The organism is Cytobacillus sp. FSL M8-0252, assembly GCF_038007345.1.
In the GTDB taxonomy this organism is placed as follows: domain Bacteria; phylum Bacillota; class Bacilli; order Bacillales; family Cytobacillaceae; genus Cytobacillus; species Cytobacillus kochii.
This window is the reverse complement of sequence record NZ_JBBOWZ010000001.1, coordinates 1,677,471-1,691,842: the sequence shown is the minus strand read 5'-3', so window position 1 is coordinate 1,691,842 and position 14,372 is coordinate 1,677,471. Positions and strand designations below refer to the sequence as shown.

The 14,372-nt window shown below is 36.2% G+C and carries 16 protein-coding genes and 1 other annotated feature; of the genes, 6 read left to right on the top strand and 10 right to left on the bottom strand.

Translation table 11 applies throughout. The features are described 5' to 3' along the window. Nucleotides 1-94: 94 nt before the first annotated feature. The 3 genes from MKX83_RS08745 to MKX83_RS08735 form a co-directional block, all read right to left on the bottom strand. Complete coding sequence (locus MKX83_RS08745; protein WP_095369857.1) at nucleotides 95-706, bottom strand: TVP38/TMEM64 family protein; 612 nt, start codon at nucleotides 704-706, stop codon at nucleotides 95-97. A 45-nt stretch (nucleotides 707-751) separates the two neighbouring features. After that, nucleotides 752-1,699 carry an LCP family protein gene (locus MKX83_RS08740; protein ID WP_095369858.1) on the bottom strand — a complete coding sequence of 316 codons (948 nt, stop codon included), beginning with the start codon at nucleotides 1,697-1,699 and terminating at the stop codon, nucleotides 752-754. 288 nt (nucleotides 1,700-1,987) lie between these two features. Then, a complete protein-coding gene (locus MKX83_RS08735) occupies nucleotides 1,988-3,961 on the bottom strand; it encodes a S9 family peptidase (protein ID WP_341055072.1) in 1,974 nt (657 codons plus the stop codon). Between the two features lie 213 nt (nucleotides 3,962-4,174). Here MKX83_RS08735 and MKX83_RS08730 point away from each other — a divergent pair, with 213 nt between their 5' ends. Next, nucleotides 4,175-4,552: a hypothetical protein gene (locus tag MKX83_RS08730; RefSeq protein ID WP_341055068.1), complete on the top strand. Its 378-nt coding sequence runs from the start codon at nucleotides 4,175-4,177 to the stop codon at nucleotides 4,550-4,552. Nucleotides 4,553-4,558: 6 nt separating this feature from the next. On the opposite strand, the gene MKX83_RS08725 is transcribed toward MKX83_RS08730, so the two are convergent. Then, nucleotides 4,559-5,119 carry a competence protein ComK gene (locus tag MKX83_RS08725; RefSeq protein ID WP_095369861.1) on the bottom strand — a complete coding sequence of 187 codons (561 nt, stop codon included), beginning with the start codon at nucleotides 5,117-5,119 and terminating at the stop codon, nucleotides 4,559-4,561. Nucleotides 5,120-5,336: 217 nt separating this feature from the next. On the opposite strand from MKX83_RS08725, the gene MKX83_RS08720 reads away from it, so the two are divergent. Continuing rightward, the gene (locus MKX83_RS08720) at nucleotides 5,337-5,573 is read left to right on the top strand and encodes an IDEAL domain-containing protein (protein ID WP_095369862.1); all 237 of its coding nucleotides are present in this window, start codon (nucleotides 5,337-5,339) and stop codon (nucleotides 5,571-5,573) included. A 153-nt stretch (nucleotides 5,574-5,726) separates the two neighbouring features. On the opposite strand, the gene MKX83_RS08715 is transcribed toward MKX83_RS08720, so the two are convergent. The 3 genes from MKX83_RS08715 to MKX83_RS08705 form a co-directional block, all read right to left on the bottom strand. Then, a complete protein-coding gene (locus MKX83_RS08715; protein ID WP_095369863.1) occupies nucleotides 5,727-7,001 on the bottom strand; it encodes a M48 family metallopeptidase in 1,275 nt (424 codons plus the stop codon). 101 nt (nucleotides 7,002-7,102) lie between these two features. Next, nucleotides 7,103-7,411, bottom strand: coding sequence for an AzlD domain-containing protein (locus MKX83_RS08710; RefSeq protein ID WP_095369864.1), 309 nt, complete (start codon nucleotides 7,409-7,411; stop codon nucleotides 7,103-7,105). After that, a complete protein-coding gene (locus MKX83_RS08705; RefSeq protein WP_095369865.1) occupies nucleotides 7,401-8,126 on the bottom strand; it encodes an AzlC family ABC transporter permease in 726 nt (241 codons plus the stop codon). Before MKX83_RS08705 ends, MKX83_RS08710 begins: the two co-directional genes overlap by 11 nt. Before the next feature lie 121 nt (nucleotides 8,127-8,247). Between MKX83_RS08705 and MKX83_RS08700 the strand changes: the two genes are divergently transcribed. The 3 genes from MKX83_RS08700 (at nucleotide 8,248) to tyrS (ending at nucleotide 10,892) form a co-directional block, all read left to right on the top strand. Then, the gene (locus MKX83_RS08700; RefSeq protein WP_095369866.1) at nucleotides 8,248-8,799 is read left to right on the top strand and encodes a helix-turn-helix domain-containing protein; all 552 of its coding nucleotides are present in this window, start codon (nucleotides 8,248-8,250) and stop codon (nucleotides 8,797-8,799) included. Between the two features lie 109 nt (nucleotides 8,800-8,908). Next, the gene (locus tag MKX83_RS08695) at nucleotides 8,909-9,388 is read left to right on the top strand and encodes a MarR family winged helix-turn-helix transcriptional regulator (protein WP_095369867.1); all 480 of its coding nucleotides are present in this window, start codon (nucleotides 8,909-8,911) and stop codon (nucleotides 9,386-9,388) included. 4 nt (nucleotides 9,389-9,392) lie between these two features. Then, nucleotides 9,393-9,605, top strand: a binding site (T-box leader). 39 nt (nucleotides 9,606-9,644) lie between these two features. After that, nucleotides 9,645-10,892: a tyrosine--tRNA ligase gene (gene tyrS / locus MKX83_RS08690; RefSeq protein WP_341058603.1), complete on the top strand. Its 1,248-nt coding sequence runs from the start codon at nucleotides 9,645-9,647 to the stop codon at nucleotides 10,890-10,892. Between the two features lie 67 nt (nucleotides 10,893-10,959). On the opposite strand, the gene MKX83_RS08685 is transcribed toward tyrS, so the two are convergent. Both MKX83_RS08685 and MKX83_RS08680 read right to left on the bottom strand, forming a co-directional pair. Continuing rightward, nucleotides 10,960-12,372, bottom strand: a complete 1,413-nt coding sequence (locus MKX83_RS08685; protein WP_233435272.1) for a 4-hydroxyphenylacetate 3-hydroxylase family protein — start codon at nucleotides 12,370-12,372, stop codon at nucleotides 10,960-10,962. Between the two features lie 2 nt (nucleotides 12,373-12,374). Beyond that, nucleotides 12,375-12,830, bottom strand: a complete 456-nt coding sequence (locus MKX83_RS08680) for a cysteine dioxygenase (protein WP_157733746.1) — start codon at nucleotides 12,828-12,830, stop codon at nucleotides 12,375-12,377. A gap of 186 nt (nucleotides 12,831-13,016) precedes the next feature. Here MKX83_RS08680 and MKX83_RS08675 point away from each other — a divergent pair, with 186 nt between their 5' ends. After that, entirely contained in the window at nucleotides 13,017-13,451 is a 435-nt protein-coding gene (locus MKX83_RS08675; protein ID WP_307317969.1) for an RrF2 family transcriptional regulator, read from the top strand. 116 nt (nucleotides 13,452-13,567) lie between these two features. On the opposite strand, the gene MKX83_RS08670 is transcribed toward MKX83_RS08675, so the two are convergent. After that, on the bottom strand, nucleotides 13,568-14,362 hold the full coding sequence (locus MKX83_RS08670; RefSeq protein WP_095369872.1) for an ABC transporter ATP-binding protein: 795 nt from the start codon (nucleotides 14,360-14,362) through the stop codon (nucleotides 13,568-13,570). Nucleotides 14,363-14,372 lie beyond the last annotated feature (10 nt).

Sequence of the window (14,372 nt, the reverse complement as noted above, 5' to 3'; positions counted from 1 at the left end):
TGCAGGATAGATGCATGTGCTCTATTCTTTTTCTGTTCTTATTCAAAAATTTAAAAAGCCCAGCAAACGTCTGCCGGGCTTTCCTCTAAACTATCTATTTTTTCGTTTTTTCTACACTTGTATTTAATTTAATTTCTATTCTTTTACCTACATACCAAAGAATAGCAATGATGAGGATGACGATGGCCGTTCTCGTCGGTTTTGTAATCAGTGAGGCAATATCATGCCCGACAAAACTCATTGTAAAAATCATCACCATTTTTCCTGCTATGACTGCCAATGCGTATTGGGCAATACTTATTCTCGATAAGCCAGCCACAATATTTACAATAGCAGATGGTGTAAAAGGGAAGCATAGTAATAAAAATAACGGTGCAAAACCATGCTTTTCAACCCATGCCATTAATTTTTTTACTTTATCATGGTTTTTAATTACACTTAAGAATCGCGCTTGGCCATATTTTCTAATGATAAAAAAAACGAGCAAAGCTCCTGCAACTGAGCCAATCCAAGAATAAAAAAATCCGCCCCATAATCCGAACGCATTCGCATTAGCCATCACGAATAAAAAAAGCGGGAGAAAAGGTAAAAATGCCTCTATTAAAGGTAGTAGAATTCCTGGAAGAGGGCCAAATGAACGATATTCTTCAATTAGAGCTAATATATTTTCTAGTGTAAGCCACTGTCTGATACTCTCTAAATCCATCCATACTCTCCTTCTCTCGCTCGAAAAAACATAGATATTCTTCTTTTAGTTAGTTAAAAATTGCTGTAACTCTTGTTTGTTTGCTTCTAAATCAACCTGTAAAACAGCCATTCCACTGATTCTAACATTTTGGTAAGTGCCATCTGCTGGAATTCTTAATGACTCTACTTGCGGGCTTCCATTCATTAAAACATCTTTTCCCATATATAAGATGTCACTTGTTTTCATATTGGTATTGACGTAAGGTGTAACAACTCCTACTAGTTTAGGTAGTTTAGCTATCGTATTTAAACTAGTAAATTGATTCATTACTGCTTTAATCGCGTTTTGTTGTCTTTCAACTCGACCGAAATCGCCAACCGCGTCATTTCTGAATCTGACATATCCTAATAGGTGTTCGCCATCCAATTTCTGTAATCCCGGTTTTAATGTTACACCGATTTTCTGAGACATCTCTTTCTCCACATTGATTTCTACACCGTTTGGAAAAGCCACATCAATGACCTTTTCAAACCCCTCAAAATCAAGAATTGCATAATATTGCGAGTCGATGTTAAAGTTCTCTTTAATCGTTTGCCTTAATAATTCTGGACCTCCATAAGCAAGTGCAGCATTAATACGATTTTGACCATGTCCTGGAATATCGACATACATATCGCGCATAAAAGAAATCATTTTATAAGTGCCTGAATCAGGTTGATAATGTGCAACCATAATTGTATCTGCACGTGCATTTTCTTCTCCTCTTGAGTCACTACCTAAGAGTAAAATATTCGTTCCACCGTATTGATCTTTTTCACCATTAAATTCGTATACTTGCTCTGGTACACTTGAATCATTATCTGCTTTAGAAGTTTGTAGACCTTGTTTAAATTGGTAGTAAGAATATCCTACTACTGCAACAACAACAAGCAAGAATATGATAAATAAATTTCTTATTATTTTGCCAAATTTCCGCTTTTTCTTCTTTCCTTGATGTCTTTCAGATCTCATTTTAGATGTATCCTTTCATCCTATTATTCTTTTCTTTCTTTTTGTAAATTATATCAGATTATCCCGATACTGTTACTTTTGGAATAAACAGAACAGTAACTCTTTTAAAAGATATACTAGAATTATACACGTTACAGCCTTTTTTCTAAATCATTTCTTCATTATCTTTACATCTTTTTAAAGATATTTCCGTCCCTTTATATATGACTGATACAGCATGAAAAAAGTTTCACTTACGAAATATTACCAAATACCCCGAAAGTGATCACACTTCCGGGGTAAGCATCTTTAAACATATTGATTAAACCAATTTTTTATATAATGAAGTCTCTTCATTCTTAAGTTTGGGTGACCACTTCTAGAGAGTTCATGATTAGCTTGTGGAAAACGAATAAACTTCGCTTGTTTGTTATGGTGTTTTAATGCAATGTAAAATTGCTCTGCTTGTTCAATCGGGCATCTTAAATCATTTTCACTATGTAAAATTAATAGTGGGGTGTCTACTTGTTCCACAAATGCTAATGGTGAATGTTTCCATAATTTTTCTATATCATTTAACTGGCCTTTTATTTGCCAGTCAGTGAAATAATAGCCGATATCACTTACACCATAAAAGCTAATCCAGTTAGATATGGAGCGCTGGGTAACAGCTGCCTTAAAACGATTTGTATGTCCTACAATCCAATTTGTCATAAATCCACCGTAGCTACCGCCTGTTACCCCTAACCTCTCACGATCAATTCCCTCATCATATTCGAGAACATAATCGACAGCAGTCATGATATCTTCATAATCTTTGCCACCATAATCTCCTCTAACAGCATCTACAAAAGCTTGTCCATATCCATGACTGCCCCGTGGATTTGTATATAACACCGCATAGCCCTCTGCGGCTAACACTTGAAACTCATGGACATATGTATTGGCATACATCGTGTGTGGACCACCATGAATCTCTACAATAAGAGGATACTTCTCTCTTGTCTCGTGATTTATCGGCTTTATTAACCAACCTTGTAATTCCCAGCCATCTATCGATTGATATTGAAGGACCTCTGCATCAGCAACAGCCGTCTCCTCAAAGAACGCTTGATTAATATTTGTCAGTCTTGTTTTTTCCCCACTAGTCACGTTCAACAAGTATAAATCTCCTGGATTAGTAGGTGTGCTAATCGCTACTATCGCTTTATCTATCGTGCCCCCTGTAGAAACACCATAAATATGATGCCTTTCTTCTAATAATGCGGGATACATCGCTCCTTCAACTGTGCCAAAATACAGTACTGTATTGCCATGGTCAGATGCTAGAAAATAGAAGCTCGAGCTATCCTCAGCCCATAAAATCTGTGAAGCATTTGCAGACTGATGGAAGTCAGCAACAACATAATCACCGACTTGTACATCCCATTCTTCTGTTAAACAAGTCAATTCTCCTGAGAATACATCTAATGTCCATATCTTGGACAAAGAAGCATTCTTATAAGTCGACTTCGACCCAATTAGCCCTAAACATTTGCCATCAGGGGACCATGATACATGAGAGAAGCTGGCAACTCCTTTTGTCATATTCTCCATCTGCTTACTTTCAACATCTAATATGTAAACATCATTATTGAAGGAATGATCTTTATCTGTTGCCAAATCGGCTAATAATGCGATGGATTGATTGTCCGGAGACCAGCATTGGAGATAATAATCCTGCTCTCCTGTTGTAAGCCATTCACGCTCTCCTGAAGCAATATCAATTACGCCAATATGTTGATAATCACCAGACCATAAACCTTTGGCGTCAGACTTATATTTCATCCTTTCTATTTCAACCGGCTCTGGTTTATCCTTGTTTTTTTCTGGAAGGTTCTCTTTCTCTACAGTTGATTGAAAAGCGATTCTTTTACCATCCGGTGACCATATAGGGTTGGTCGCACCATTCGGTTCATTTGTCAGCTGTTTTGCTTCGCCTCCATTCATTGATAACATAAATATTTGATTCACCTCATTATTACGATTAGAAACAAATGCGATTTGTGACCCATCTGGTGACCATCTTGGTGCCAAGTTTCTCCCTTTTCCGTATGTTAATTGTTGCGTTTCTGCAGGTTGATTGGTATTTATGTAAAACAAATGAGAGCTATATGTATTTTCTTCTTCACACATGGTCGTTTCTATATAAATACAATCATAGCCATTCTTACTTAATTGTGGATCAGTTACCGACTTCAGTTGATATTGATCCTCCGGCTTGATTCGTTTTTTTGCATTCATCCTCTTCACTCCTCTATAGGTTCTTCTCACTTTTATTCGTGACGTAAGGAATATTCCCCTTTATTTACCCACTTTTATTGTGAGTAATTCATACCTCTCTTTCAAGCTAAAAATCAAATAACAAAAAATGGATACAGTTGCATGAATATTTTAATGAGAGTAGAATATAATAAGAACAAATGTTCTATAACAAAAAAAGGAGAAGTATTTACGATGACAAGAATTCCTGAGCGAGACCGGAATATTATGGAACAAGCGATTTATTTGCCAATGGTGCTTACGATACTTAATAGGGATTTAAAAGTGATTGATGCAAGTCCGTTTAAGTTGAAGCAACCTTATGTGAATTTAGTTGATGAATCAATGAGGGTAATTCAGAAGGAATTAAGAAGCGTGAAGCACTATATGAATAAAGAAAAGTTGAGTGTACAAGAAATTAAGCGCGATGAAGCATTTACAATGTTCATGTTTCTTTATAAAGGATATGAAGAGCAGCATAATTATTTTAACCCTCGTATACGAAATAAAGTCCATGAATTACTGGAGTTTTATTTATTCAAACGTTATACTTCATCGCAAATTAGCCAATAATATCCATCATAATCTGCGAAGGAAGTTAATGTTTTCTGAAACTTTCTCAGCTTTTTTCCTTTTTAGAAAGTAAAGCGATTTTCGTTCCGTTTCTTCAATTCTGCTCGATAACGTATCTTTTAACAGAACGGTTCTTAGAATTTGATTTTGAAATATGTTATGTGAAACAGGGATAATATGCGTACGCCTATTTCTAAAAGTTACTTCTGTTTGTCCTCCCTCATGCGGACGATAATGGAGCACATGCTCATTAGATATCCATATACAGTTGGGGTTTGTAGCAGAAGCTGTGGGAAAAAAATAAATGAGATTAGTGGGATCAATCGTAATAGGTGCTTTATGTGTAATACCTGTCAGTTGTCTTGTCCCCTCTTTTCTACCTTCATAGCTAGCACCAAAAAAGCGACAACTTTTCTTAATAATTTCAAGCGGTTTAAAAGGCGAAACCGCTTCACCTTCGATTTCATAAATATGAGAATAAATCTTACTACCATATTCAATAGGCAAAATCATCATTGTTTCTGTATTAATTTCATACTCTTCAATCATCGTTTCCTTCTCAGCCATAAAACGGTACACCCCTTTACTTTTTTTGAAAAATAAACTAAATATTTTTAAAATTAGCTCTATTTTACCAGAAAGAGAAGATGATAACCAGTCTTTTTCCCTATTTAATTGACAATTTATTTGAAAATAATATATTTAATTTTTTAAAAATTCAAAAATAAGTTGAATAAATACAATTCTTTACATATACTAATAAAAAGCCATTGGGGTGATTTTTATGAAAGAAAAATCATACGCCGAATTAATGAAAGCAAGCGCCATGAAACGCAAAAGAAAGAAAGAAGCATTTGTTTTAGACTTATATGTCGACATGGTCATTAGCGACGCTATCCTAAACAGAAAACTGCAAGCTGTAAAAGTGAAATTAGATAAAGCATTAGACTGCAAAAATAAAAAAATGTTCATTACACTATCAAATGAATATATTCAACTGCAAAAAGAATATGGCTCGTAACCTATTATCCTCCACCACCAATGGGGGATTTTTTATTTTTGAATTATACTGGGAATCAAGGTAAGAAAGGGAAAAAATTAAAAAAACAAAATATACACACCCCCCGTTGCAAATGCAAAAGGCTGTGTGCACAAAATGGTACCTCTTTTTTATCTATTCATCGTCTCGATGTTTTATTTGATATTCTTCTAAGTCAATGATTCGATCCAACATTGTCGGATGTCCATAGCGAAATACCTTCACAAGTAATGGTGGATTCACTTGACTAAGACCAGCTTTGGTAAGCTCTTGAAAAGTTTCGATCCCCGCTTCTGGATCTTTTGTTAATTCAACTGCATAATGATCCGCTCTTGTTTCTTGATAGCGTGAAACTAAATTGGACAACGGACTAGAAATGAACAGAAGCATGGAAATAATTATAAGAAATAATGGTAATGAACGGATATCATTTACTGCTGGAATCTTCAATGCATCTCCATACTTCGTTACCGCCCATTCCATTATGCGATAAGTTAAATACAATCCAACTAAAGATAATAATAAATATCCGCCTATGCCAATATATATATGCTTCTCAACATAGTGCGCCATTTCATGTGCCATAATAAATAAAATACCGTCATCATCTAATCTATTTAATGTTGTATCCCAGAGAACAATCCGGGAATTTGATCCAATACCAGTAACATAAGCGTTCAAAGCATTCGTTTTCTCCGCCATATCAACTTCAAACACATGGTCAGCTGGGATGTTTGCTTCATGAGCAAGCGCCAATATTTTACTCTCTAATTCCTTATTCTTTAAAGGAGAGAAATCATTATATAACGGATCAATGACCACTGGTTGAAGGAACATTAAAAACAATGAAAAAGGAACGGTTAACATCCAAGCATATAGCCACCACCGCTTCCTGCTTTTATTAATAAGCAGATACAATACATAAACGATAAGCACCATCATGCCAAAGTTCACCCAAAAGTCTATAAGTTCATCTTTCATCCAGCTAGCAAAGCTTTGCGTAGAAATATTGTACTGCTTTGAAAAATGATAACTGATATAACTGAGTGGTGTCGTAGCGATAAAAGCGAATAGTGACAACCAAGCAACATAAATAGACGTTTGCACAAATTTGAATTTAGAAGATTGCTCAGCCCATTTTTTAAATGCACCAGATAACCCCAATAAAAGAATTGATAAGTAAAACATCCATTCAAAAGGTGTAGACAAGAAAAATAGTAAATTACGTATTTTTGAATATTCCTCAGTTAATACAAGTTCTCTACCATTTAAAAAAGTGGCAGGATCAGCAACTGTACCTTGATACTCGAATGGTAAATCTGTATTTGCAAAATGGAATAAATACCAATAAAAGAATAAACCATATAAAAAGTAGCCAAGAATGCCATAAAGACCAATTTTTCTTGCCAATTTGTTCCCTCCTTTAATCTCAATGAAAAAAGTACAACCCTTCATACTTAGTTTAGTATACTTTTCCATATTTAGAACTGCAAAAAAGAGGAAAGAAATAACTAACTGATGAATAAGGAGTAACCTGACAAAACAATAATAGCACTAAGGACAACAAAGACTACATTCGCGCCAATATAAGCAACAATAAACGCAATCGCTGCACCAAGTAAGCCGTACCAGATGCTTTCTCCAATAAGCAAAACCCCAGGAAAAATAAGAGCACCGAGAGTCGCATAAGGAACATTTTTCAGAACAGATTGCACAAATATAGGCAGTTCCTTTCCTTTAAAAAGTAAAAATGGCGCAACCCTTGGAAGATATGTAACAAGACCCATGCCAATAATTAACCAAAGTACTTCATTGCTCATTTTGCCGATCCTCCCTCTTCATTCCTTCTATAACCTCAACAAGAACGGAAGAAATTAAAGTTGCTATAACAATTGACCATCCTGTTGAAAGTGCACCGGTAAAGGTAAAAATAGTGTTTAATCCGGCAGCAATAGCAGCAAGGTAAACAACTTTAGCACTGCCTTTCATCGAAGGGACAAGTAGACCAATAAACATTGCATATAGCGCAACTGTCATGCTTTCTTGTAACACTTGTGGCAAGTTTGCACCAACGACGAACCCAAGAGCAGTAAAGGTAACCCAGCTCATATACCCAATGATATTCACACCTAAAATAAAACCAGTTTTTTGCACGCCATCTTTTGTAGCAATAACTGAAAAAGATTCATCTGTAATGCCGAATGAATAGAGTGCCTTTTTCATTAGTCTGTCATCTTCGGCTTTTTCATTAAGCGCTGTACTCATCAGAAAATGGCGAATATTAACAATAAAAGTTGTAAAAATAATTTCGAAAGTACTCGTCCCTAAACTAATTAAGCTAAGTGCCATATATTGTGATGCACCTGCAAAAACAATCATACTCATAAGTACAGTCTCTATAAAAGATAAACCTGTTGTCTTTGCTAATAAGCCAAACGTAAGTGCAACGGGGGCATAACCAATCGCAATACTTACACCAGCCTGCACCCCTTTTCGAAATGGTACTTCTCTTGTTTGTAACAATAGCTCCGCCAAGATTTCTCCCTACCCTTCATCCCAAAAAATAGTATAATATTGAATAAATAAACTGATTAGTTATTTGTACAATATATTATACATTCGTACGTTATAATAAACAATCATTTTCGGAGGAATTATGGATAATATTCAAAAAAATATCGGTGTTAACTTAAAAAATCTACGTAAAGCACGAGGTTTAAGTCTAGATACTACAGCAAACTTAACTAATGTAAGTAAAGCGATGCTTGGGCAAATAGAACGTGGTGAATCCAACCCAACAGTGACAACATTATGGAAGATTGCCACAGGATTACAAGTTTCCTTCTCATCTTTAATTAAGGAACAGCAGTCTCCTATTCATGTGGTTAATCGCCATGATATAAGCCCCATTATGGAGTATAGTGGGAAATATCGCGTATATCCGGTCTTCCCATTTGACCCAAGGAAAAAGTTTGAAATTTTTACTGTCGAGATTGAGACAGGTTATGAACATCTATCAGAAAAACATAATGAAGGTGTTGAAGAGTATGTAACGGTGATTACTGGTACACTACAACTTGAAATTAATGAACAACAATACACCATTCAACCAGGTAATTCCATCCGTTTCTCCGCCAACAAAGCACATACGTATCGCAATATTGGGGAAGATATGATTATTTATCAAACAGTTTTGTATTACCCTTAAGTTTAAGGGTTGCAATTCTGTTTCTTTTTTTGTAGAATCATTTCATAGCTAATGATTCTGAAAATAAAAGAGGGGTGATCCTATTCACCAATTAGACGAAGATGGCTATTTGCATCCTGAAGAGTCAACGGTCATTCAAAAGATAAGTAAAAAAACAACGATAGAGCCAAATGCAATAGCCGTAGTCACTAGCCTATATCGCATTGGCCAAGGCATTAAAAATAAGCTAGAGCAAGAAGTGTTAGCCAAGCATAAAATCTCTTGGACTTCCTTTTCGATTCTTTATGATTTATGGATATATGGAAAAATGGAAACAAAAGAGCTTGCCCTTTCTGCAGGTGTATCAAAAGCAACAATCAGTAATATTATGCGTACATTAGAGAATAAGTCATTTTGCAGAAGGGAAACCGACCCAAGAGATCGCCGAAACACTTTTGTTGTGATTACACCTAAGGGTAGAGACGTCATTGAAGAGCTTTATCCCGAATTTCATGAGGGAGAAATCTCCATTGTTAAAGGGTTAAAAACGGACGATCAAAAGCAATTAGCTGCAACCCTTTACCGGCTCATTAAAGACAATAAATTTTAATAAAGAAAAAGTGATGATAGAAGTCTTAGTAGCAACCTCCTCCCTATCACAGAGAGCCGACAAATGACTGAGAGTCGGTATAAAGGATGAAGCGAATTACAACTTCTTGAACTTTCATTGCTACTTGCAATGAACGGCTACGTTCGTTAAATGTTGAGGTGGAGAAGTATTATACTTCTCAATTAGGGTGGTAACGCGTGAAATCCACGTCCCTTTTATCAGGGATGTGGATTTTTATTATTTTTTAAGGATGTGAATAATTGTGAAAGAAAAATTATCAGAACAGCAATTAAAAGAGTTACAGAGACAATTAAAGTTATACAAACAAGGTGTGCAAGAAATAATACCCACTGAAGAATTAGAAGAAAAGTTAGCAAAATCTATTTTATTAAATAAACCTTTAAAGATAAAGCTTGGCTTAGACCCTTCAGCTCCTGACGTTCATTTAGGTCATACGGTTGTTTTAAAGAAATTAAAGCAATTCCAAGATAATGGTCATACGATTCAATTATTAATTGGGGATTTTACTGGTAAGATTGGTGATCCGACAGGTAAGTCCATCGCTAGAAAACCATTAACCGATGAAGAAGTGAAGCATAACGCCCAAACTTACTTTGAGCAATTTGGTAAAGTACTCGATATGGAAAAAGTTGAATTACATTATAATTCAACATGGCTCTCTCAACTTAAGTTTGATGAAGTCATTCAATTAGCAGGTAAAATTACCATTGCCCGCTTAATGGAACGTGATGACTTTGAAGAAAGAATTGCCTTCGGGAAGCCGATTTCTTTACACGAATTCTTCTACCCAGTCATGCAAGGATACGATTCTGTTGTGCTTGAATGTGGTATTGAGTTAGGAGGCACTGATCAACACTTTAATGTCCTTATGGGTAGGCACTTTCAAGAGAAATTTGGGAAACCTAAGCAAATTGCACTGCTGATGCCACTACTTGAAGGGTTAGATGGCGTTGAGAAAATGTCAAAATCGAAGAATAATTATATCGGTATTAATGAACCAGCAAACGAAATGTACGGGAAAGCGATGTCCATTCCGGATGAACTCATGGTGAAGTACTTTACACTTATTACTCCACTTACACCTGAAGAAATAACTGAGATAGAAGAAGGGCTAGTTAAGCGAACCCTCCATCCACGTGATGTAAAGATGCAATTAGCAAAGCTAATTGTACAAATGTACCATGATGAAGAGGCAGCTGAAAAAGCAGAACAACAATTTATTACGATTTTCCAAAAAGGAGAAGTACCTGAAGAACTGCCGACAATGACATGGACTGGCCCAACTTCTATCACCATTGTGCAATTGTTAGTAGATACAGGCTTACTGCCTTCAAAATCCGAGGCTAAAAGAATGATTGCTGGTGGCGCAATTAAAATAGATGGTAAAAAAATCATCACTGATATGGAAACGACTACGATTAGCCATAATATGATTGTTTCAGTAGGTAAAAGAAAATTCATGAAATTATTGTTAAAGAATTAGGTTGTGAGGTAATTTAAAAATAGTCACCTTTTATCAGGTGGCTATTTCAATGTTTAGGCTTCTTCTACTAACAGTTTTTCCAAAAGGGAGCTAGCTGTCTCGTCCACTCTTTTTTATCATATTTCCGCCACATATCTGCTGTTTGCAGCATCGGATCCCCAGAATAAAAGCGCTCGTATAATTCATGACGAGAACCAAAAGGTGAACCTATTAAATCCCAAGCTAATTTAAATAGCTTCGTCCTTTCTTCTGCAGTAGCATTCTTCCCTTTATAATACTGTTGTGTCAACTGACTGATTTGACCTGATAGATCGGCCATGGACGAAGGTAATTGTATCAAGCCGCCAGCACCTATTAATTGAATGATTTCAACTGCATTGGGATAATATTTCGTCCCCAGTACTCTCGCTGTTTGAATATAATTAAAATCTGGAATATAAATGTCTTTCTCCAACTTTCCATTTTGTTCAGCGGCAATGATTAACCCTTCAATTGTGCGAATTTGGATAATAAGTTCCCCTAGCTTTTCTTGTACATGTAAATAGCCATCTGCTCCAATCACATGTGCCATGGCATTTGCTACTGCTGCCATAAAAGATAACTTCGTTTGCAAGCGCACAATGGCTTGATGATACGCTAAGCTATTAGAAATAGAATCAACTTTTAACTGAGCTAAAGCAATAGGGTTATCATGCAGTAAAACTCTCTCCCACGGAACAAAGACATCATCGAAAATCAAGACCGCATCCATTTCATCGTATTGTGCACTAAGGGAATGTTCAACTTGCGACGCTTCTGCAAAAGACTCACGACAAACCATATGCAAGCCCTTAGCATTTGCGGGCACAATCAGCATATGCGCTAAATCTTTCTTCGCCTCATCTAAAGGTGCTAAGGGATAAACAATAATATCATGGGCATAAGGTGCGGAAGTGCCAATCATCTTAGCCCCATTAATATATACGCCTTCGTTTGTCTTTTTTGTTATTCTCAATAAACCTAACTTTTTCGTATTATAATACTCATTAGCACTCCGGTTGATTTGCGGATCTCTTTGAACAATGGCAATGAAACGATTTTCTCTTTTGGCTATATGATAATAAGCCTCTATTTTTCCTGGGAAATGCGGATCTAATTCACGATACGCTTCTCTATTTGCATACCAGCCTGCCACTCGCGAACGGGCATAATCGGAAAGTCGACTCATCATGCCGTTCGTATCTTTCGCCCATGCCTCAAAAGCCGTGCGCCTTTCCTGTAATTCAGTGATATTTCTTGGCAAATAAAAAGCCTTATGCACCCATTGCTGTAAATCATCATCAAAATAACCGATTAATGGCTGTAACTTTGGGTTCGTTAATTGCGAAAACAAGGATTCAATCGTCGTCAACGTACCTCTAAAATTTGTATCTTCGGTAATATCAATTCTTTTACCGTTCAACCACACATTTCTGCCATCCTTTAAGCTTTCTATAAACAAGCTTATTCTCTCCCTTCAGCAGGATAAGTCTGATTATGTGCTAATGGCGGTGAATACACATGAAAACTAATGACCTCAAATGGTGTGGGATTAAACATGAGATGAATGGTATCCCCTTGTACATGAAAAGACTCATCTGCCTTATATGACTCAATTTTATTAACCGATAAATCTTTATGATAAATGAGATTAAGTAAGCTTCCCTGAACAACATAAACTTCTCCTTTTGAAAAACCATGATCATGGACAAGCGTTTTAGCAAATGGCGGAAGATAAACAACAATGACCTCAACCTGCTGATTGCGATAAATGACGTTTCTCCCATACTCTAACATCCCTTGCGGTTGTGTAATATAAGGCTCCAACTCTTTTGAACAAATATTTAATGAACGAATCGCCTTATCTAAAGGCACTTCTTTTTCTTGTAAAACTTGGCGAACTTTTTCTTGAAATGTCACGGTGTAAATCGCTCCTTTACATGCAATTCTATGAATAGTTGATCGACTTTCTCAACTTTCTAAAATACAATATGACAAGCTTGTACTTTCGTGATTAGAATGCAAGAAAATGAGTAGAAGCCTAGGTTATAATTCTATGAAAGCACTAATACCCTTTTATAAGATGTTTAACAGGAGGCCGAACTTTTGAAAATATCGAGTAAAGGTGAATATGCGCTGCGTTCATTAATTGTTCTCGGGAATAATGAAGGAACTGTTATAACCATCAAAGACATTTCAGCTCAAACATTAGTACCTGTTCAATATTTGGAACAAATTCTACTTCTTTTAAAAAGCCATGGTTATGTAAAAAGTAAACGAGGTGTCTACGGGGGCTATATGTTAAAGAAAGAAAGTCATGAGATTAATATAGGAGAGGTCATTCGTCAACTAGAAGGTCCACTTGCACCGATGAGTTGTGTCAGTATCACCGCTTATGAATATTGTCCATTAGAAGATCAAGGGTGTGTGCTTCAGCCACTATGGGCACTATTGCGTGAAGAAATTGCCTTTATCTTAGATCAAGTTTCATTACAAGATTTGATCAACCGCAACATTCCTTCACCAAGACAAAATCATTAAATAGAAATCACCCTGCTATCGTATTTATAAACAATCTATTGATAGAACAAAAATCAAGTCCCCACCACAAAAAAAAGAGTCCACTAACGGACTCTTTCTCACACTAAAATCTTCATTTATGCAAGTATTGCACGGTCACTGTTCATTTTTTCACCACGAATTTGTTGAAATTCATTTAATAATTTTTCAACCGTAAGCTGCGATTTTTGCTTCTCATCCGCAGAAAAAATAATCTGGCCTTTATCCATCATAATTAACCGATTTCCTAGATCGATCGCTTGCTGCATATTATGAGTTACCATTAATGTCGTTAATTGGTATTTAGCAACAATTTCTTTCGTTAAATTCGTAATCAATTCTGCCCGGGATGGATCTAAAGCAGCCGTATGCTCATCCAATAAAAGGATTTTAGGTTCTGTGAAGGTTGCCATCAAAAGAGACAATGCCTGCCTCTCACCACCTGATAATAAACCTACTTTTGCTTGCAGTCTGTTTTCCAAACCTAAATGAAGCATCTCTAATTTTTCTTGAAAAAACAATTTTCTTTTCTTCGAAACGCCTATATGCAAGCCGCGTGATCTCGTTCTTGTGTAGGCAATGGCTAAGTTCTCTTCGATCGTCATTGCAGGTGCAGTCCCTGCCATTGGGTCTTGGAATACGCGCCCTATTAGACGTGCCCGTTTATTTTCCTTTACATTCGATACATTTTTTCTATCAATAATTATTTGACCGACATCCGGTATTAACTTCCCTGAGATAATGTTCATTAAAGTCGATTTTCCTGCACCATTACTACCAATGACCGTCATAAAATCGCCTTGATGAAGATCGAGATTCATCTGTGTTAGTGCAATCTTCTCATCTGGTGTGCCTTCATTGAAGATTTTATGAATCTGATTTAATTCAAGCATGTCGTCACCC